Genomic DNA, 19936 nt, shown 5'->3' with positions numbered 1-19936 from the left:
TCAGGACGAGTCGGTGAACGCCGTCGTCAACGGTGGCGGTCATTACCGCCTTGCCGACTTCCTGGACGTCGACGTACGGATCTTCACCGAGGCCCTGATCAACGCCACACCCCATTCGCCCGACCGTGAAAATCTGCTGCGCACAGCGGTTGCGCTGCACGTCGGGAAACTGGCTGACCAGCCCAATGCCGACTTCGCCTGGCTGCAAGCACATCGCCGGCGCTTCGACCGCCGGGGCGTGCAGGCCCGTATCGCTCTGGCCGAGATCATCCAGGACCGTGAGCCGGTGCAGGCCGTCGCCTTGTTGCGTCAGGCCTCCCGCTACGAGAGCGGCGACGCGGGTGCCCGGCAGCGGATCAGTGACATGCTCGGAAAGCTTCAGTCATGAGGGCTTTCGTGGGAAGGCGCATCGTCGTGTGGATTCGGGCCGACATCGACCGGGCATGCGCCGCCCTGGTCGGCTCGGTCCTGGGAGGCGTGGCGCTGCAACACGCGGGGCCGTAACGCGGAGCGGGTCGAGGCCGCCGCGGCCTACTCGGCGCGCAACGGAGTGGATCTGCGGACTGTCGAGCTCGACGTCGTCTCCGACGAATCGGTGACGGCAGCGGCGTCCCACATTCTTGACGAGGTGGATCGACGTGCTGATCCACAACGCCGGGCACATGGTGGTCGGCCCGGCCGAGGCGTTCACGCCCGAGCAGTTCGCCGAGCTGTACGACGTGAACGTGCTGTTCACCCAGCGGGTGAACCGGGCGGTGCTGCCGTCCATGCGGGAGCTGGGCGAAGGGCTGGTGCTGTGGGTGTCCAGCACGAGTGTCAAGGGCGGCACCCCGCCTTACCTGGCGCCCTATTTCGCGGCCAAGGCCGGCATGGACTCGCTGGCCGTGAGCTACGCCGGGGAACTCGCCCGGTGGGGAGTGGAGACGTCCATCGTCGTCCCCGGATCGTTCACCCAGGGCACCAACCACTTCTCGCACAGCGGCCGGCCCGCCGACGAGGTCGTCGCCGATGCCTATGAGACGCGGTACGCCGGGCTGATGGACCAGGTGGGGCTCAAGCTCGCCGAGCTCTCCCCGCCCGATGCCCAGGCCTCGATGGTGTCGGACGAGATCCGGCGAATCGTGGCCCTGCCCAACGGATCCAGGCCGTTCCGGGTGCACATCGACCCGGTGGACGACGGGCCGCAGGAGGTGAGCGACGTGGCGGACCGGGTGCGTGGCGAGTTCCTCACCCGGATCGGCCTGGACGATCTGCTCACCGTCGCCCGTTGATCCGTCGACGTCGGCCTCGTCGCACTGCCTACACTCTCGTCGGGTAGAGCTGGGGAGAGGATCGGAACGTGACCAGGAAGACCGAGGGACCGGGGGCCGCGCCGCGCACGCGCGGGCGCGGCCGCCGGCCCATCGACGAGGTGCAGGCCGACGTGCTGCGGGCGACCAGTGAGCTCATCGTGGCCGAGGGAACCGCCGATCTCACCTTCGACCGGGTGGCCAAGGCGGCGGGCGTCAGCAAGACGACCCTGTACAAACTCTGGCCGTCACCACGAGCCCTGGCTCTGGAGGCCTACTTTCACGTGGTGTCCGAGCCCCTGGCCTTCGACCACAACACCGATCTGCGCACCGACCTGCTCCAGCAACTGCACTCGTTCGCGCAGGTCATGCAGTCGCCGGTCGGCCGCTCCTACCTGGAGCTCGTCGGAGCCTCGCAGACCGATCACGAACTCTCCCTCGCCATCCGCGCCCGGTACTCCTCGGAACGCCGGGAACTGGCGTACCGGCGACTGGCCGAGGCACAGGACCGTGGGGAGATCCGCGAGCACGTCGATGTGAAGGTTCTCGTCGATCAGCTGTGGGGAGCGGTCTACCACCGCCTGCTGGTCCCCGACGAACCGGTCACGCACGCGTTCATCGAGGCCCTGGTCGCCAATCTGCTCGACGGTGTCGGGCCTGCGCGGTGATTGCTGGCGCTTGACCGATCTTGCGTTGCGAAACGAGAGGCTCACGACGATGACGTGGCTGTCGGTGACGAACATGAAAGTGGAGCGTGGTGGAGGCGGTGGCAGATGAACGCTGGACCCACGGAACCGCTGGACGACGTTGATCTTCACCTGGCCAGGCTCATGCATCTGGCGCGTCGTCGGCCGTTGACGATCGAGGATCTGTGGGGCACTCCCCATGAACTCGGGCGCACCGAACTGCTCAACGGGAGCCTGATCCTGACCTCTTCGCCAGATGTCCAGCACCAGGATCTTGTTGCTTGTCTGACCAAGGCGTTGCGCGAGTTAAGATGTGGTTCCTGGTCGAATCGGGCATGCCCGAGCAGGACGCCCAGATGGCCATGCTGGCGGCCAGCCGGTTCACGGTCGGCAGCGTCCTGGAGGAGCAGGCCGACGCGGTCATGGATGAAGATGCCCCCGACGTCCCAGGTTTCGATCAGTCCTCGGCCTTCGAAGCCGGGCTGGCCATGATCATCGATGGGCTGGCGCTGCGGCAGAGGCCGGCGTGAGCGGTGTACCTGGCGCATCCGGTCCTCGGAATGGTGCTGTCAGTGGGGTATTCGGGTGAGTGAGCGGGGCGGATCGCCCATCCTCAGCATCGAGCGGGGCGAATCCCGGTCGCGTCAGCAGACCGGGATGCATACGCACCCGGAACCGAAGCTGCTGTGGACCTGGACGGCGACCGCGCTGATCACGGCCGCTGACCGGGAGTGGCTGATACCACCGGGACATGGGCTGTGGGTGCCGGGCGGGATCGAGCACAGCGGGACGCTGCTACGACCTGGAGAGGGAACGATGATCACCGTCGATCCGGACCGGTGCCCGATCACCTGGTCCCGGCCCACCGGCGTCTCGGGCGGGACGCTGCTGCGGGAGCTGATCACCTTCCTGCACTCCGTGGATCCGGAGCCGGACCAGCGAAAACACGCTGAGGCACTGATGTTCGGTCTGCTCACCCCGCTGCCGCCGCACGACATCCACGTGACGATGCCCACCGACCCCCGTGTTCGCGTCATCGCCGAACAGCTCGTCGCCGACCCCGCCGACCCCCGAGAGCTGACCGCCTGGGCCGATTTCACCCACACCGGGCTGCGGACGCTGTCCCGGTTGTTCCAGACCGAGACCGGGCTCAGTTTCACCCACTGGCGTACTCAGGTGCGCATTCGCGCGTCCGTGCAGTTGCTGGTTGCGGGCACGAGCGTGGACGCCGTTGCCCGGCAGGTCGGCTACCGGAGGACGAGCGCCTTCATCGTGGCCTTCCGCCGGGTCACGGGGCAGACGCCGGGTACTTACCTGCGGGGGCAGGGGTAGAGGTTGCTCGGTCTGGTTGAGCAGGCTGGCTGCGCCCCGCGTCAGCTGCTTCGGTGCTGTGGGGTGGCATGCCGAAGCCTCTCCGTTCTTCGGCCAGATGGAAGGCACTGATCCATGCCTTGGTGCGCGCTCGCTCCTGGGCCATCGCCTCGGTGTCACCATCGTCAAGCGCGGCCCGGATGTTGTCCCAGTCGTGGAATTCCGTCATGTCCTCTGCTTTCGTTCGATGGCGCAGGCCTCGGCGGTGAGGGCGTTGATCAGGCGATCGGTCGTCGTGACGCGTACGGACTGTGCGACGTACTCACGGAGGTACTCAGGCTTCTTGAGGTACTCCTGGAGGTCGTTCCAGAAGATGCTACGCATGGCGTCGCTTCCTTCCTCTGCACTACGAATGGCTGCGGGACAGCTGATCTGGACCAGCGAACTCATGAGGGTGCCGGTCTTGGAGTTGTCGGATGCCTGCTCCGAGGCTCCCCTGCGGCCTTGTACTTGATCATCGTGACCGTGATCCGGTACGGCGCCGCCGGCGTCGCGCAGCTTCTTGTTCGGGGCCGGACCGCCTATCACCCACCGCACAGCCCGCGATGACGGCGGGCGGCTACGGCTTCGCGTTCAGGCTGTCACAAGGCCTGACGATTGCGGGTGTTAACGGGGCCGCTGTGCCAACAGTCTCCGGAAATCCTGTGCCCGAAGGCCGGCAGCACCAGGAGGGCCGCCGGAATCAGGCCGTTGGGCCAAGATTCCCGGTCAGTGAGATAGCCGTCGGTGAGCACACGCAAGCCGTTCAGATGAATGCGACTGACCAGCCCAGGATCAATACCCACCAGAGCGGCGGCATCCCCCTCAATGCAGCGAAGGACCGCTTCCACCATCCAGGCGCGGACCACTTCGCCCGACAGGACCGAGACCTGCCGAGTCAGGTCGGCGCGGCCCTGGGTATCCAGCCTGCCGAGGACGGATGTCATTGCAGTGGCGAAAGCGCCCAATGCTGCTGCTACGACGTCGAGATCGGCACCCCTCTCGAAGGCTGCCTACCGGTGCCGGAGTGCGGGACAACACGCGACATCTGCGCCGCATCAGCCTGTGCCGATATGGACTGTATTGTCTGTCGAGGAACGCATCCTGAACGAGGTCAGGCCCCCACCGAGACGCTCCTGCATGCGGAACGCTCCGTCATGCTGGCGTGGCCCCGTGGAGCACTCCAGCCATAGGGTGCGGACATGACGGTGACCGCCGGCCCTCCTGGCTCGGATGCTTCGATGATTGCCGAGTTCCTATCAGGAGTTGAGCGACGGCGCACCGAAGTCATGAGCCACCTCGATCCGAAGTCTCAGGCCGCCCACGGCCAGTACTTCACACCGGTGCCGGCCGCGCAGATCATCGTGTCCATGTTCACGCTCGTTGAGCGGGACAAGGTGCGGATCTTCGATCCCGGTGCCGGGACTGGATCGCTGACCGCGGCTCTCGTCACCCGACTCATGGGTGACAAGATCACGAAGTCGATTGAGATCGTGGCCGCAGAAATAGATGCTGCGATCCTGCCGGCCCTGTCGAACACGCTGGATGACTGCGTCGCGCTGGGGCGGGCGCTGAATGTCAAGGTGTCGACGGAGCTGGTCCATGACGACCTCCTTGATATGCACGTCGGTTTGCGGCGAGCGTCAGCGCCACTGGGCCAGTTCGACCTCATCCCCGTGAATCCGCCCTACTATAAGCTGTCGGCTTCCCAACGTGCCCGGCTCGCGCCGGACGCCCTCGACACTCCGAACATCTACTCTACCTTTTTGCTGATCGCGTCCGACCTGCTGACCGACGGCGGGCAAGTTTCTGCGATCACTCCCAGGTCGTTCGCGAACGGCACCTATTTTAAAAATTTCCGGAAAAGTTTCCTCGATGCCGTGACGCTGGACCGCATTCATCTCTTCGACAGCCGTAAGAGCGTGTTCGCTGACGGTGGCGTACTCCAGGAGAACATTATTTTCTCTGCCACCAAGGCCGGCACACGGAAAGACGTCCTGCTGTCCATCAGTCACGGAACTGATGACGACGCCACCTTACGTTCCGTGCCCTATGCGGAGGTCGTCAAACCATCCGACCCCGACAGCTTCGTTCGTCTCCCAACGACCGACGAGCACTCGGCACTGGCTACCGTATTCGACAGGCTGCCGTGCGATCTCCCCGCGCTCGGCGTCAAGGCCTCAACCGGCCCGGTCGTCGATTTTCGGCTACGGGAACACACCCGGCCGCAGCTCGGTCGGGGTTGTGTACCCCTGCTCTACCCGTCGAACATCTTCGGCGGCGCCGTACGCTGGCCGCTCGTCAGGACCAAGGACCAAGCAATCGTCGTCAATGACGACACCCGCAAGTGGTTGGTCGCCGACGGACGTTTCGTGCTCGTCAAACGCTTCTCCTCGAAGGAAGAACGACGACGCGTAGTCGCAGCAGTCTACGAGCCGAGCGAAACAGCACATCAGTGGCTCGGACTGGACAACAAACTGAACTTCATACACATCAACAAGAACGGGCTCCCCAGGGACCTTGCGTACGGACTCGCGCTGTGGTTGAACAGCAGCGTGCTCGATGATCATTTCCGGACGTTCTCCGGACACACCCAAGTCAACGTGGGCGACCTGAAGTCCATGCGCTACCCGTCGCTCGACAATCTGGCCGCTCTTGGCGCAGCTCTGACGCTTGACGCCATGCCTGAACAGGGCGTGATCGACGCCCTGGTGGCCCAGCACGTTGACGGCTTCAGCTCGTGAACGGCGCCGATCGTGTCGCCGAAGCCCGCACACTACTGACTTCGCTCGGGTTCGACGCTGAAAGATCAAACGAACGTTCGGCACTGATCCTTCTTGTTCTCCTCGGAGTAACTCCCCAGGCTCCCTGGTCGTCGGCGAGGAACCCACGGCTGCGGACCGTAGAGATCATGGAGCACATCCGCGCACAGTACGGCGTCGATTACAAGCCCAACACTCGTGAGACTGTGCGCCGTCGGACTTTGCACCAGTTCGCCGAAGTCATGCTGATCGAGCAGAATCCCGATGACCCCGGTCGGCCGGTGAACTCACCGAAGTGGTGCTACCAGGTCACTGACCGAGCGCTCGCTGTGATTCGCGCCTATGGCACCCCTGACTTCGACAACGAATTGACGGAGTACCTCGCTGATCTCCCGGGTCTGAGTCAGCGGTACGCAGCAGCGCGCGAATTGGAACGTATCCCCGTCACCACATTGAACGGAACTGCTCTCACCCTCAGTCCTGGCGGACAGAACGTCCTGATCAAGCAGATCGTCGAGGACTTCGGCGCGTATTTCCTGCCCGGCGGACAGGTATTCTACCTGGGAGATGCCGATGCCAAATGGTCGGTGTGGGAGCAAGGAGCCCTTGCCGGGCTGGGAGTGACCGTCGACGTCCATGGCAAGATGCCGGACGTCATTGTTTACATGCCGGATCGAAATTGGCTCGTTCTGATGGAAGCTGCCTCTTCGCACGGGCCCGTCGATGCCAAGCGCCACGGCGAACTCCAGACGCTGTTCGCTGGGTCCACTGCCGGGCTGGTCTATGTGAGCTGTTTTCCTTCCCGCGCCGAGATGCGAAAGTATCTGCACGAAATTGCCTGGGAAACGGAAGTCTGGTGTGCAGACGATCCCACCCATCTCATCCACTTCAATGGCGAGCGATTTCTCGGCCCCTATCAGTGAATCAGCCTGAGCCTGCGGGGACGCAAGGCGCCCGGGGCCGCCTTCGGAGCCAGGCGGTGACGTCGAGTGCGATGCTGTTGACCAAGAGGTCAGGGGCGAATCCGTTCAGGCGTACTCGCTGACCGGGACCGCAACGTCATCGAAAGGGCTTCGCCCGCTGCGGGCGGTGGCCGACCCGGCCAGCTGCTGCGGTGCGTACGTAACCCTGCTCAGACAGAAAGCGTCCTGGTGCGCGGTCCTCATCTCGCCAGGAGGATGACGGCCGAAACCATCCCCTAGGATCCGGGCGTGGTCGGCAATGAGGCAGTTTGGTTCAGGAGTCCGATGGCCGGGCATTCGCGCAGGCTGGTCGCGCTGGCGTCGGGTCTTCTGCTCGCTGTCGCGGGATGCACCGGGCAGGCCTCAGCATCGCAGGAGGATGGGGTCGTCGACCTGCGCCAGCAGGACTGGCAGCACGTGCCGGGGGTGGCGGCTGACGGCGACGGGTTGCGGGTCACCGCCACCGCGTTGAGCATCGTCGACCGGGACAACGGGGGACGCCAGGCGAACCCGCCGCTCAATCTGGCCGGCACACATCTGGTCACCGACGGCGACTTCTCCCTCAGCGCGCGTTTCACCGACGTCACCGACGATGCGGCCTGGGCCCTCTACGACAGCCCACCGGTGATCGCCGACGAGTTCCGGATCGAACCGGCCGGCCTGCGGCTCACTCTCGACGATGACGACCTCGAGGTCATCGTCTTCGACGGCTCGTCCCAGCAAGACGTGACGGACCCCGAACCGGTGTACGACGAGCACGTGACGCTCTCCAACCCGCAAGCCCCCATCACGGTGCACCGGACCGGGGACACGATCGAGATCGCGAGCGACGGAGACACGGTGGCCTCAACGCCTTTCGGTGAGGTGTTCAAGTCAGGGGAACTCTGGCTCGGGCTCTCCAGCGACGAGGGCTCCTTCGAGGTCAGCTCCCTCACCGCCACCGCTGACGAGGGTGCCTCGCTGGCCACCACAGGTCCTGCCGTCGAGCGGGCCCAGCCGTCGGCGCAAGGGCTTCAGTCGCTCGCCGACCGCGTCCGTCCGGGCTTCAAGATCGGTGCGGCGGTCGCGCTCGGTCCGCTCGCCTCGGACGCGGACTACGCGCAGGAGTTCGTCGGCGACTTCGGTGCCATCACCCCGGAGAACGCGATGAAGCCGCAGTTCCTCTCCCCGCGGCAGGGCGTGTACACCTTCGAGGAGGCCGACGCGATCCTCGCCATGGCCGAGAGCAAGGGCATGACGGTGCACGGGCACACCATCGCCTTCACCGAAGCGATGCCCCGCTGGATGAAGGAGCTCCCCACCGGGTCCGAAGAGGATCGCCAGGCCAGCGCCGAGGTCCTGCTCGACTACATCACCACCGTGGTCACCCATTTCAAGGGACGGCTTGCCTCGCTCGACGTCGTCAACGAGCCGTTCGACGTCGACCAGGGAACCAGCCTCCAGAAGAACATCTGGTACCAGACCTTCGGGCCCGGCTACCCGGCGATCGTCTCCCAGGCCGTCCACGACGCCGATCCGGACGTCCGGCAGTTCATCAACGAGAACGGCGCCGACGTGCCGGGCGAGCGCCAGGACGCCCTGCTCGATCTGGCCCGCGACACCAACGCACAGGGCGGCCACATCTACGGCGTCGGCCTCCAGTCCCACGTCTACGACATCGAGACCGACGCCATCTCCACCGACGACCTCACCGAGACCCTCAGCAACGTCCAGGACGCCGGACTGCACGCGCGCATCTCCGAGAACGACGTCACCGACGACGAGGGGACCGACATCCAGGCGCAGCAGTACGCCGACGTGCTGGCCACCTGCCTGAGCTCACCCACCTGCGTCTCCTACACCACCTGGGGCGTGGACGACCGCTACGACTGGTGGGTCGATGACGACGGCAGCGTCCAGCAGGGCCACGACCTCCTCTTCGACGAGGGACACCCGACACCGGCCCACCAGGCGATGAAGCAACTACTGAAGTCTTCGTAAGGGGCAGGCCCGCAGCGAGATTCAGTAGTCTGTCGGTCGAGGATCCGTGATCGCTCGTGTGGTGCCGTCGGTCAGGGTGACGGTGTAGCTCCACGCCCCGCCCTTACCAGGGTTGTCGCCCTTGAGCACGCCCCTCGGCCACCAGGTGGCGAACCGGCCGTTGGCGACCGATGCCTCGACGTCGGGACCCACCGGGGGGTGCACGGTGACACCGGTGACGTCGCTACCCACATATCCCGCGACCCAGTCCGCCCACCCGTCGCGGGTGATGAAGGGCCAGCGACTCGGGACGGTGAAACTGCCTCCCATGCTGTCAGTCTCGACGAGGCCGTCCCGTGCCACCGAGGGGGCTCCGGCAGGGTCTGCGGTGTAGCCGCCCATGAATCCGTTCCCAGGGTTCCGGTAGTCCGCCTGCTCGAGGAACCTGTCGGACATCAAGCAGGAAGCCTCAGCCCGGGGGCCCTCGATGAGCACGTAGGTGTATTCGCCACGTCGCTCGGCGAGCACGGCCGGCGCTCCCTGATCGGACAGTCCGTAGGCGGCGCGGCACGCGGTGACGGCCTCGGTCGCGGCCGCGCCGGTCAACACCTGGGGTTTCGGCGTCCAGGACGCGAAAGCAGGGCTGCCGCCGCTGAGCAACAGCGCGGCGACCGCGGCGCCGGCCAGGCCCACCGGCACCAGCAGCCGGCCACGGCGCCGACGCAGCCGGTCCGGCTCCTGCGGGAGCGGATCAGGGCCGGGAGTGGCCAGGATCCGGGCGAACGTCGCGTCGGCGCGTTCGTGCTCGGCATCGCTCAGGTCGGCCGGCCCGGCGGGGTCGAGGTCACGCAGAGCGGCGGTGGTCATGGCGTCGAAGGCGCGCTGGTTCATCGGGGGCTCCTGTCGGAAGCAAGCTGGCCGGGCATCGGGGCTTCGGCGGGGCTGGACTCGACGTGGCGCCGCAGGGTGCGCCGGGCCCGGGAGAGCCGCAGGCGAAAAGCGGTGGCGGAGATGCCGAGTACGGCGGCTGCCTCGGGCGCGGTGAACCCGTCCAGCACGGACATCGCGATCGCCTCCTGGTGCAGTGGGCTCAGCAACGGCCAGGCCGCGGCGATGTCGGCCCGGTGAGCCACCAGGTCGGGAAGCTCACCGGCATCCGCGGAACCATGATGGGCGTCGGCCAGACGGACCCCGACCGCATCGTGCCGGTCCTCGCGGCGGCGCGTGTTCTGGAGGGTCTTGCGGGCCACACCGAAGAGCCAGGCGCGCGCCGCCGAGAGGTCGGCGGGAACATCGTCCAGACGGCGCCAGGCCACGAGCATGACCTCACCGACCACGTCCTCGGCATGGGACGGATGAACGCGCCGGCGTACGTACCGCAGCAGATCGGCGTACGCCGCGTCGTACATCTCCCGGAAGCGCTGTTCCCGCTCCCAGGACGGCGGAATGGTGGAGTCCATGCCCTGTTCCTGTCGCGTTTCGCCCATGTGTGTCGCGGTGATCGTCATCAATCTGAGGGAAGGCCCGACGCCACTCGGGCAGCCGCGCCGCCGGCATCCATGAGGGAGCGGTCTCGGACGCCGCCTCGGTGTCGCGGATGTCCCGGACGACGTCGCTCTCGTCCAAGCCCCGCCCGGCTCTGGCTCCTAGCGTAAATCCCTGCGCATCAAGGAACGACGCGCGGACGGAGAGTGAGCACATGAGTACCATCGCTATTGTCGGAGCCGGGCCGCAGCTCGGGGAGGCCATCGGGAAACGCTTCGCCCGAGAGGGTTTCACCGTGGCCCTGATCGCCCGCAACCGGGCGAAGCTGGAGGCCACCGCCGCGCGCCTGGCGGAGCACGGAACCCGGGTCGGGGTGTTCCCTGCGGACATCACCGATCGGTCGGCCCTCGCCCAGGCGCTCAAGGAGGCGGAGGAGACCCTGGGGCCGATCGAGGTGCTGGAGTACTCGCCCGCCCCGTCGCCCGCCGACATCGGCCGCGCACCCTTCGTGGAGGCTCGTGAGGTGAGTGTCGAGTCCATCCGCTCGCAGCTCGACCTCTACCTCTTCGGTGGTGTGACGGCCGTCCAGCAGGTGCTGCCCGGCATGATCGAGCGGGGCTCCGGCACCGTCCTGGTCACCAGCGGTGCGGGCTCGGGCCCGGTCGTGGTGCCGCAGATCGCCAATCAGACCATCGCCGCGGCGGCCCTGCGCAACTGGATGCTCGCCCTGAACAGCTCGCTGGCCGGAACCGGTGTCCACGCCGGTCACGTCTCGATCCTCGCGTTCATCGGCCAGGGGCGCCCGGACTCGGAGCCGGACCGGATCGCCGACCTGTACTGGCAACTGCACACCACCCGCGACCAGGCGGAGCTCTTCCACCAGGACATGCCGGAGATGGAGCCTGGCGAGTTCCGGCTCGCCGACCGTTTCACCGATGAGGACGTCTCGCGATGAACGTCTCCGACACCGATCTCGACGACCTGCGCGACCGTCTTTTGAGGACGCGATGGGCGGCTCCCTGGGGAACCCCGGCCTGGGAGGCCGGAACCGACAGTGAGGAGTTACGTCGTCTCGTCACCTACTGGGCCTCGGGGTACGACTGGCGCCGGCACGAGGCCTCGATCAATGCCCTGCCGTCCCGTTTCGCGGACATCGCCGGAACGCCCGTGCACTACCTGCGATTCGACGCCGAGCGGGACGGCCGGCTCCCGCTGCTGCTGACCAACGGCTGGCCGAGCTCGTTCCTCGAACTGGTCGAGCTGGCCCAGCGACTGTCGGAACCCTCGCGCCACGGCGGTGACCCGGACACCGCGTTCACCGTGATCGTCCCCTCGCTGCCCGGTTTCGGTTTCTCCCCGCAGCGTCCGGGATTCGGCGTAGCGGAACCCACACACGAGCTGTGGCACCAGCTCATGCGCGAAGAGCTGGGTTTCGCCCGGTACGGCGCCCACGGCGCGGACCTCGGCGCCGAGATCACCATCCGGCTCGGGCAGGCCCACCCGGAAGCCGTGGCCGGCATCCACGTGCTGGGGGTCGGCAACCCGCCGTCGTTCGACCCGGCCGGCCTGACCGCCGAGGAAAAGGCTTATCTGGACGCGTACGCGGTCTGGTTCGCGACCGAGGGCGCCTATTCGGCTCAGCAGCGCACCCGCCCGCTCACGCTGGCGCAGGGCCTGTCCGACTCACCGGCCGGACTGCTCGGCTGGATCCTGGAGAAGTACCGGGCCTGGAGTGACTGCGGCGGTGACGTCTCCACCCGCTTCAGCGATGACTTCCTGCTCACCCAGGCCTCGCTGTACTGGTTCACCAACACGATCTCCACGTCGTTCCGCCCGTACTACGAGCGGGCCCTGCTGCCGCCTCTCGGCCAGGTCGAGGTGCCGACGGCTGTCGCCCTGTTCCCCGCCGACGTCGGAGGCCCGGCACCCCGCAGCTGGGCCGAACGCTCCTACAACGTGACCCGTTACACCGTGATGCCGCGGGGCGGGCACTTCGCCGCCCACGAGGAACCCGGCCTGCTGGCCGACGACATCGCAGCGTTCTTCGGCCCGCTGGGCTGACGGGCCGACGACGGGGCGGGTGGACCTCGCCCCGCCGTCGGTCAGCGGTGCGGGCCGCACCGGTCCTGCCCGTGGACGACACGACGTACTGAGTACGTCATCCAGGTTCCTGCCACGGCGCATGCCCCCGCGAGCAAGAGGTACACCGCGACCACCGCCCCGCCGGCCCCGATGCCGTCGACGAGCGCGTAGAAGACCGTTCCGGACACGACGGTGCCGACCGAGATGGCCACCTGCTGATTGGTGCCCCACATGCCGGCGGCGATCCCGCGTTCGGTCGCGCCGACGTCGGCCAGCGACGATCCCATCAGCGGAACCATCAACGTGGACTGCCCGAATCCGGCGACCAGCAACGAAACGGCGATCGCCGCACCACCGTTCCTCAGATCGTCCACCACCAGGGCGGTGGCCGAGAACCCGACGCATCCGAGGGCGAAGGCCGCCCCACCGATGGCGTAGATCCACTGACGCAGGGACTGCGCGTAGGCCCGGGTCAGCCAGGAACCCAGCAGAAAGCCCAGTGAATACGTCACCAGAATGAATCCTGCTGCCAGGGAACCGAATCCGGCCACCTGCTGGAGCGCGATCGTCGACACCAGCATCACCCCGGCGTAGGCGAAGAACAGGAAGAACGCGCCCACCGCCCCGTGGGAGAAGCTCCGCGAACGCAGCACCGTCAGGCTCACGATCGAGCGCCTGCCCCGCACCTCCCGTCGGCGGGAGCGAACGATCAGCACGCCGGCCAGAACGAGCGTGAACGCGAACAACAGCCACCAGCGCAGGTCGAACCCGGTGATCGACAGGAACGCCGACGGAACCAGCACCGCCGACAGCGCGCCGGCGAGCAGGAGGGAACCGACCGGGTCCGTCCGTGCGGCCGCTGATCCACGGCGCCGGTCGACGACGTCCGCCGGGATGATCCACAGCGCCAGGGCCACACCGATGACGGCCACCGGGACGTTGAACAGGAACACGGCTCGCCAGGACAACGCCGTGACCAGCAAGCCCCCCAGCAACTGCGCGGTCGCTCCGGCAACGCCCATCACGATGCCGAAAACGGACAGGGCGCGAGTTCGTTCGGGTCCCTCGAAGTACGTGGTGATCATCGCCAGGACCTGGGGCACCACCGCCGCCGCGGCCAGGCCCTGGAGAACCCGGCCGGCCACGAGCAGGGCCGGGTCGGAGATCAGCCCGGCGAAGGCGGACGAGACCACGAAACCGGCCATGCCCCAGACGAACATCGTGCGGTGCCCGAACAGGTCGCCGAGCTGGCCCCCGGTGGAGAGGAAACAGGCGTAGGCGATGCTGTACCCGGAGATGATGAGGATCAGCTCGCCCGAGCTCGCATGCAGATCCCTGGCCACCGTGGGCGCGGCGACATTGACGATGAACGCGTCGATCACGTTCAGCGCGTTCCCCAGGAGGATCGTCGGGAGCAGCAGCCGGTACCGCCGCCCCGACGTCGTGGCCGCGACGGCCTGTTCGGTCATGTGACAAGACCTTGCTTCTCGACCATTCGCGATGCTGCCGCACGATCCACTTTGCCGTTTCCGTTCATGGGTAACGCCTCGACCCGGACGAACCGATCCGGGATCATGTAAGAGGGCAGGTGCTCGCCGACGGCCGCCCGGTCGATGCGGGTGTCGGCGCCACCGGTGTGGAGCGCCAGCAATTCTCCGTCCCTTTCCACCACTACCACGCCGCCCAGGTGCGGGCAGGCCACCGAGACGCCGTGTTCGACGTCGAGCGGCTCGATCCGGAATCCGCGCACCTTCAGCTGGTCGTCGGCCCGGCCGACGAACTCCAGACCGGCGGGGTGGTGACGCACCAGGTCGCCGGTTTCGTACCAGACAGACCCTGGATCCTGCACGGTTCCGTCTCTCAGATACCCCGGAAAGCGTTGCGGTCCGGCGGTCGACAGTGCTCCGCGCTCGTCCAGCGACACCTCGACACCCGGGTAGGGACGCCCGATCGGGATGGTGGGCCGGCTCGTGTCGATGGTCGTGACCTCGTGGGAGATGCAGCTGATGGTCATTTCGGTGGGGCCGTAGAGATTGAGGAGCCGGCTGGCCGGGACGATGCCTCGCCAGGCCAGCGCATCACCGGTCCGCAGGGCCTCCCCGCAGAACATGGCGATCTCCAGGGACGATCCGCCGGCCTCCAGGTTCCGGGCCGGTGGGCCGGAGGGCAGCAACCGGATCATCGACGGTACCGAGAACCAGTGTGTCAGCTGCCTGCGGGTGATGTACCGGACGGGGTCGTTGACCTCTCTGACCCCGGGGAAGACCAGTGTCGCCCTCCGGGTCCAGGCCAGGAGCATGTCGTGGACCGACAGGTCGAACGTCAGGTCGAAGGTCGCGGACACCCGTGCTCCGCTCCGTTCGGGGTACAGGTGTGACAACGCGGCGACGTAGGCCCGGACGTTGTCACGCGAGATCGGGACGCCCTTGGGCCGGCCGGTCGTCCCGGAGGTGAAGAGCACGTAGTCGAGCGCGAATTCGCTCTCGGACGGCGGTTCGGGCAGGCCCTGGATCGCGGCGATCGACGACTCGGTGCCCTGGCCGAACGAATAGCGATGGCTCGCCCCGGTGTCCTGGATCATCGAGTCGATCCGATCCTGTACCCCTCTCGTCAGATCGGCCGGGACCGGTACGGCGCCGACGCTCTGGAGGGTCAAATACCCGAGGACGCCGCGGGAACGGTTGGCGACGTCGAGGAGGACCCGAGATCCCTGCCGCACTCCCGCGGCCCGCAGAAGGGTCGCCTCCTCCTGAACCAGCCGGTAAACCTCGGCGTAGGTCAGGGATTTCCGGTTGCCGAACTCCACCGCGGCTCCCGTCGGGTTCTCCGAGACCGCCTCGGCGAACGCAGCGAAGGTGGCACCGACGTCCTCAGGCGAGTGAGTCATCCGCGATCCACCGGCTGTGGGAGATCCAGTTCCGCGGAGCATACCGGTTGGCCCTCGGTTCGACCGGGTACGGCCAGCGGTCGTCGCCCTGTTGCGTGGCCCCGGGCTCCAGCACCGAGGTCGCCGCCCAGCCGGCTGCGGCCAGGAATTCCTCGGGTTGATCCGTCCCGAACAGCCAGGGGTTCCCGTCTTCCGCCAGACGGGCGAGAAACTCCGCTGCGTAGGGGTTTCGGAGACTGGCGCGGCTCGTGAAGTCGACGACCAGCTCGCTTCCCGGGGCCGAGGCGCCGTGTGCCTTCTTCAGCAGTGCCGACGCGTCGGTCTCGGGCAGGAAGAACAACAGTCCTTCCGCGATCCACAACGTCGGCCGCTCCGGATCGAAACCGGCCTGCCCCAGCGCAACGTCCCAGTCGCCGGCCGCCAGATCGGATCCGACGTGGCGCACGTCGTAGCCGGGCAGAGGCGCTCGGTCGCCGATCGTCGCCGTCTTGTAGCGCTGGAGCGCCTCGTGGTCGACCTCGAAGACCTCCGTCGGCCCGGGCCGGGGGATCCGGTACGCCCGGGTGTCGAGGCCAGCAGCCAGGAGCACGATCTGGGAGCAGACGGAGTCACGGAAGAACTGGTCGATGACCGCTGTGCGGATCGCGACGAACAGGGCCGTGACCGTGCTGTCGTATCTCGTCAGTAACTGAGGGCCCTCGGTCCCGGCCAGAGCCCCGGCCAGTGGGTCGTCGAACAAGGCTGCCGGATGTCGCGATTCGGCGGCTCGGGCTGCGGCTGTCCACAGAGCCGTACGCGAAACCGGTTGCAGGGAATCAGTAACACCGCTCATGCGGACAGCAACTCCTCACGCTGCAAGAACTTCAGGGTCTTGCGCATCAGGCGGTCACGGTAGACGGCCGATCGTGGATCTTCGATCAGCCTGGTGCGGAACCGCACGGGTTCGGGGATGCCGGCGTCACGGTAGACCGACGGGTTGAAGAGCGACCTGAAACTGTAGTCGATGTAGTTGCTCAGGTACTGCTGGAGTTGGCGCACCTCGTCGGCGGAGTGCTCGGCCTTGTACCGGGTGAACAGGAGCTTGACGATCTCCCGGCCGAAGGCGATGTGCCGCGACTCGTCCTGATGGTGGATCCGGTTGATGGCCCGGATGGTCGGGTGGAGCGTCTCGTCCTCTGCCATCCGGGTGTTGAACGCGTCCACCAGTTCTTCGAAGATGAGGATCCGGGCGAATACGATGACGGTCGCCGGCTCGCCCTCGGGGATGGCCTGGACGCCTCCGGCCGGGGCCCGGTAGATGCGACCGACGTACCGCTGGCAGAATTCCGCGAAGAACCACATGTGCTCGTTCTCCTCACCGATGAAATGGTGGAAGAACTCCGACAGGCGCGCGAAATCCGGTGTATGAATCCGGTTCACGACCTCCACCAGGAGCTCCCGGATTCCGTGCACGTTGAGGCTGTAGAAATTGGCCGACTCGAACCGGGATAGCGCGATCTGGGTTTCCTGGTCCAGGTCTCGGCCGGCTTCGGTACCGCTCCACGTGGTGAGTTCGGGGCTCATCCACGGCGAGGTCGTCGGTATCGACTCCGGCCAGTCGAACAACTTGTAGGGATTGTAGTAGTCGTCGATCGACCGCTGGCTCAGCCTGGCCAGCAGGTCATCGAGACGATCGGAAATGATCACGCCGGAACCGGACATGAAAGTCCCCTCGGATGAGTTCGACAGCGGGAATTCGCTCTAACGACGGCCGAGCATGACGCTCTTCACGAAGCCGATCGGATCCCCTGGCCGTGCGCCGTCGAAACGGCCGGAATCCACCGGCGCAGAACCTGGATGGAGGTATTCGGCCGCCACCCCGACAGTGTGGAAACCTTCCGCCGGGCGCTCGCGTGACGACGTGCCGACCGCGCACAAGGACACGACCCGTGCCGGGTTCTGACGGGCCAGGCCGGCGACGACGTCGAGCACCAGCAGAACGTCGTCGATGCCGCCGACCCGGTCGAAACCGATGACCCGCGGATCGCCCCGCAGACCGGACGACGCCAGAGCCCCGCTCACCCCGAACTGGTCCTGCTCCGGACCCGTGGTGATCAGGACGACGGCGGACACGTCGGCGTGCACCGGCGTCTTCCGGTACAGGGCATCGACGACGCCCCCGACATCGGTGACCTGTCGCGTCCGGACCGGCGATGCTGCCGGATAGTTGCGGGTGAGGGCCGGATAGAGGTGGGCCTGCGACGGGTTGCCGCTTCCGGTCGTACCGTCGCAGCTCTGCCGGAAGTTGTGGAAGATCATCCCCATCGGCCACCGCGCAGGACAGCTGCGCCCACGGTGGAACCGATGCCCACGGCGGCCAGCAGGTACAGCCTGTCCGGTCGCAGGGTCAGGGTGTCGTGGATGTCGCGAAGGTTGAGGAAGATGTCGCTGGAGAAGCAGTGGCTGTACCGCGGGATGTTCTCCAGATACACGAAATCCTTTGGCTTGCCCAGACGTTCGGTGACCGCCTGCCAGGTGGGAACGTTGACGTTGTGGGGCACTATCAGTTCGATGTCGTCGAACGTGGCGCCGGCCAGGGACAGCGCCTCGTGCATCACGTCCACCTGAAGGCCGGTGAGTTCGGTGCCGAACTGCTCCAGTTCCTGGGCGTTCATCCGCAGGCCCGAGCTGTAGCGACCGAACGTGCGGGCGGCCTGACTCACGAGAACCGGTTTCGCGATCGACCTCTCGTCGCTGCGCCGGACGAGGACCGCGGCGCCGGCCTCGCCCATGACATGGGTGCCTCGCGTGATCTGGATGTCGGAGTGATAGGCGCGTTCACCGGTCACGATGAGAGCGTGCCCGGCATCCTTGCTGTCGTCGGTCGCCAGCAGCAGATCGGCGACCTCCAGCGCGGCCAGGCCGCTGACGCAGGCCTGCTGACCGATGTTGGTGGCCGTCGCCTGGTTGCCGACGATGTCGCGGATGTACGTGGCCGGGTTCAGGTCGTCCGGTGTGGTCGACGGCATGGTGTGTGCGTAGAGCACGTGCCGGACGTCGGCCTCCGGGTTCCGGGCGAGCACGGCCCGGACCGGGGGCTCGATGAGTTCGAGGGTGTTACCGGTGGGCGACCACGGAATCGTCCTCAGGCCCTGGACCGAGCGGAAGACCCCGGCATCCACCCTGGTCAGACCGACCCGCGGGGCGAGATCCTTGAGTGCCCAGCGGGAACTCTCCACCGTGACGGCGATATCGACCAACGCCAGTGACGTCACTGCGACGCTCGCGTGAACAGCACTTCCTCAATGCTCCGCAATGATCTGAAAGTGTTGTCGGGAAGCGCATCGAAGTCGATCTCGATGCCACCGAGACTGTCTTCGATGACGTACAGGAGCTCGGTAAAGGCAAGCGAGTCAATGAGTCGTTGCTTAATCAGGTCGTCGTCCATCTGGACTACATGATCGGGATTCCTGTTCTGAATCCACTGGCGGACCTTGTCGATCGGTGCGGTCTCATTGATCTGCGACACGCTGTCCCTCACCGTTGCAGGCATTCCGACGACGTCAGGTTACCAAGCGGTCGTCGCTGCTCCCAGCGCATGGCCGTTAATAATCAGACCTTGCGGCGTTTCAAGCTTGTGAAAACTTGCCACGGTATTTCGGCTCCGGTCGGCGTTGTCCTGACCGAACAATGCCGGGCAGCTGGTGCTCGGGCGCATTCCCGATCCGGGCAACCTGAACGCGGGAGATGCCGAGTACACGACGATCTCGGGCGGTGAGACGTTCACCGGCACTGATCATCCGTCACCGTGGTGGCTGTAAGTTCGTCCGTGAAGCCGGCGCCTCCGTAGAGAGCCAGCACCGTGGATTCGGTGTCGTAGCCCTTCTTTCCCAGCAGATCGCGAGCGGTCTCCAGACGTTTCAGGTGATGGTGACCGATGACCTCGCCCCACTTGGCCTCTCCCAGTGACACGATCCGCCGGGGAGCGTTGGCCTGCGGGGCGGCGAGTGCGACCACGTCGATGTCGATCTGGGTCCGGTTGCCGGGGTCGTTGACGGTGCCGGAACCGATTTCGGCGGGTTGCTCGTGGAAGACGGAGGCGCCGCCTTCCAGGGCGAATGCTCGGCAGAGGGACTCGAGGTGGGGGCCTACGACCTGGGTGAGGAAGGTTTGCCGGGTCGTTGCCCAGACCTGTTCGGCGCTGCTCGACGAATCGGTCGCGCAGCTCCACGTCCGCACCGGGGTCCGGATTGGGCAGCACGTCGAGGGTTTCGGGGGAGAGGCCGATCAGCTCGGCCAGTTCCTCGGCCGTGATGCGCTGGGCCGGGTCGGCTCGGCCCGAGCTGTCGATGTGCACGCCTTCCTGGCGCAGGAGGTCGAGTGGGTCGTCGTCGCGGTCGGCTTCCCGCCACTGGAAGGACAGTGAGACGGTGCCGATCGCCTGGAGCACCCGATGGGGATTCGGTGCCGGGTGGGAGTGGCCCGGCCGCTCAAA

21 protein-coding genes and 1 pseudogene are annotated in these 19936 nt (G+C 66.5%); 10 read left to right on the top strand and 12 right to left on the bottom strand.

Annotation, left to right across the window (positions count from 1 at the left end; translation table 11 throughout):
- The 5 genes and pseudogenes from KIH74_RS15305 to KIH74_RS15285 form a co-directional block, all read left to right on the top strand.
- A partial coding sequence (locus KIH74_RS15305; protein WP_214156595.1) for a hypothetical protein occupies nt 1-388 on the top strand: 388 nt, incomplete at its 5' end.
- A 15-nt stretch (nt 389-403) separates the two neighbouring features.
- A pseudogene (locus tag KIH74_RS15300) lies at nt 404-1271 on the top strand (SDR family NAD(P)-dependent oxidoreductase); the annotation flags it as partial.
- Between the two features lie 68 nt (nt 1272-1339).
- A complete protein-coding gene (locus tag KIH74_RS15295) occupies nt 1340-1957 on the top strand; it encodes a TetR/AcrR family transcriptional regulator (RefSeq protein WP_214156593.1) in 618 nt (205 codons plus the stop codon).
- Between the two features lie 329 nt (nt 1958-2286).
- Nucleotides 2287-2505 (top strand): TetR family transcriptional regulator, encoded by a 219-nt coding sequence (locus KIH74_RS15290; protein WP_214156592.1) that lies wholly within the window; start codon nt 2287-2289, stop codon nt 2503-2505.
- A 55-nt stretch (nt 2506-2560) separates the two neighbouring features.
- On the top strand, nt 2561-3307 hold the full coding sequence (locus tag KIH74_RS15285) for an AraC family transcriptional regulator (protein ID WP_372492056.1): 747 nt from the start codon (nt 2561-2563) through the stop codon (nt 3305-3307).
- Nucleotides 3308-3511: 204 nt separating this feature from the next.
- On the opposite strand, the gene KIH74_RS15280 is transcribed toward KIH74_RS15285, so the two are convergent.
- Nucleotides 3512-3670: a hypothetical protein gene (locus KIH74_RS15280; protein ID WP_214156590.1), complete on the bottom strand. Its 159-nt coding sequence runs from the start codon at nt 3668-3670 to the stop codon at nt 3512-3514.
- 257 nt (nt 3671-3927) lie between these two features.
- Nucleotides 3928-4272: a hypothetical protein gene (locus KIH74_RS15275; protein WP_214156589.1), complete on the bottom strand. Its 345-nt coding sequence runs from the start codon at nt 4270-4272 to the stop codon at nt 3928-3930.
- Between the two features lie 255 nt (nt 4273-4527).
- On the opposite strand from KIH74_RS15275, the gene KIH74_RS15270 reads away from it, so the two are divergent.
- The 3 genes from KIH74_RS15270 (at nt 4528) to KIH74_RS15260 (ending at nt 9029) form a co-directional block, all read left to right on the top strand.
- Complete coding sequence (locus tag KIH74_RS15270; RefSeq protein ID WP_214156588.1) at nt 4528-6069, top strand: Eco57I restriction-modification methylase domain-containing protein; 1542 nt, start codon at nt 4528-4530, stop codon at nt 6067-6069.
- The gene (locus tag KIH74_RS38620; protein WP_214156587.1) at nt 6066-7010 is read left to right on the top strand and encodes a BsuBI/PstI family type II restriction endonuclease; all 945 of its coding nucleotides are present in this window, start codon (nt 6066-6068) and stop codon (nt 7008-7010) included. Before KIH74_RS15270 ends, KIH74_RS38620 begins: the two co-directional genes overlap by 4 nt.
- A gap of 324 nt (nt 7011-7334) precedes the next feature.
- Nucleotides 7335-9029 (top strand): endo-1,4-beta-xylanase, encoded by a 1695-nt coding sequence (locus KIH74_RS15260; protein WP_214156586.1) that lies wholly within the window; start codon nt 7335-7337, stop codon nt 9027-9029.
- Nucleotides 9030-9050: 21 nt separating this feature from the next.
- On the opposite strand, the gene KIH74_RS15255 is transcribed toward KIH74_RS15260, so the two are convergent.
- Together KIH74_RS15255 and KIH74_RS15250 are read right to left on the bottom strand one after the other, a co-directional pair.
- Nucleotides 9051-9899 carry a hypothetical protein gene (locus KIH74_RS15255; RefSeq protein ID WP_214156585.1) on the bottom strand — a complete coding sequence of 283 codons (849 nt, stop codon included), beginning with the start codon at nt 9897-9899 and terminating at the stop codon, nt 9051-9053.
- On the bottom strand, nt 9896-10468 hold the full coding sequence (locus KIH74_RS15250) for an RNA polymerase sigma factor (protein WP_214156584.1): 573 nt from the start codon (nt 10466-10468) through the stop codon (nt 9896-9898). The genes KIH74_RS15255 and KIH74_RS15250 overlap by 4 nt, the downstream gene beginning before the upstream one ends.
- A 239-nt stretch (nt 10469-10707) precedes the next feature.
- Between KIH74_RS15250 and KIH74_RS15245 the strand changes: the two genes are divergently transcribed.
- A complete protein-coding gene (locus KIH74_RS15245) occupies nt 10708-11448 on the top strand; it encodes an SDR family NAD(P)-dependent oxidoreductase (RefSeq protein WP_214156583.1) in 741 nt (246 codons plus the stop codon).
- Complete coding sequence (locus KIH74_RS15240) at nt 11445-12554, top strand: epoxide hydrolase family protein (RefSeq protein WP_214156582.1); 1110 nt, start codon at nt 11445-11447, stop codon at nt 12552-12554. The genes KIH74_RS15245 and KIH74_RS15240 overlap by 4 nt, the downstream gene beginning before the upstream one ends.
- Nucleotides 12555-12595: 41 nt before the next feature.
- Here the strand turns inward: KIH74_RS15240 and KIH74_RS15235 are convergent, their stop codons facing one another.
- The 8 genes from KIH74_RS15235 to KIH74_RS15200 all read right to left on the bottom strand — a co-directional run bounded on the left by KIH74_RS15235 (nt 12596) and on the right by KIH74_RS15200 (nt 19680).
- Nucleotides 12596-14044 (bottom strand): MFS transporter, encoded by a 1449-nt coding sequence (locus tag KIH74_RS15235; RefSeq protein ID WP_214156581.1) that lies wholly within the window; start codon nt 14042-14044, stop codon nt 12596-12598.
- Nucleotides 14041-15462, bottom strand: a complete 1422-nt coding sequence (locus KIH74_RS15230; RefSeq protein ID WP_214156580.1) for an AMP-binding protein — start codon at nt 15460-15462, stop codon at nt 14041-14043. Before KIH74_RS15230 ends, KIH74_RS15235 begins: the two co-directional genes overlap by 4 nt.
- Nucleotides 15446-16294, bottom strand: coding sequence for a class I SAM-dependent methyltransferase (locus KIH74_RS15225; protein ID WP_214156579.1), 849 nt, complete (start codon nt 16292-16294; stop codon nt 15446-15448). The genes KIH74_RS15230 and KIH74_RS15225 overlap by 17 nt, the downstream gene beginning before the upstream one ends.
- A complete protein-coding gene (locus tag KIH74_RS15220) occupies nt 16291-17163 on the bottom strand; it encodes a diiron oxygenase (protein WP_214156578.1) in 873 nt (290 codons plus the stop codon). The genes KIH74_RS15225 and KIH74_RS15220 overlap by 4 nt, the downstream gene beginning before the upstream one ends.
- Before the next feature lie 39 nt (nt 17164-17202).
- Nucleotides 17203-17766, bottom strand: a complete 564-nt coding sequence (locus KIH74_RS15215; RefSeq protein WP_214156577.1) for a hypothetical protein — start codon at nt 17764-17766, stop codon at nt 17203-17205.
- Nucleotides 17757-18680 (bottom strand): 3-oxoacyl-[acyl-carrier-protein] synthase III C-terminal domain-containing protein, encoded by a 924-nt coding sequence (locus KIH74_RS15210; RefSeq protein ID WP_214156576.1) that lies wholly within the window; start codon nt 18678-18680, stop codon nt 17757-17759. Before KIH74_RS15210 ends, KIH74_RS15215 begins: the two co-directional genes overlap by 10 nt.
- A gap of 32 nt (nt 18681-18712) precedes the next feature.
- A complete protein-coding gene (locus KIH74_RS15205) occupies nt 18713-18970 on the bottom strand; it encodes a hypothetical protein (protein ID WP_214156575.1) in 258 nt (85 codons plus the stop codon).
- Between the two features lie 254 nt (nt 18971-19224).
- Nucleotides 19225-19680 carry a hypothetical protein gene (locus KIH74_RS15200; protein WP_214156574.1) on the bottom strand — a complete coding sequence of 152 codons (456 nt, stop codon included), beginning with the start codon at nt 19678-19680 and terminating at the stop codon, nt 19225-19227.
- Between the last annotated feature and the right edge of the window lie 256 nt (nt 19681-19936).

This window comes from Kineosporia corallincola (assembly GCF_018499875.1).
Lineage (GTDB): Bacteria > Actinomycetota > Actinomycetes > Actinomycetales > Kineosporiaceae > Kineosporia > Kineosporia corallincola.
The sequence above is the reverse complement of the archived record's forward strand: the minus strand, read 5'-3'. Positions and strand labels throughout refer to the sequence as shown.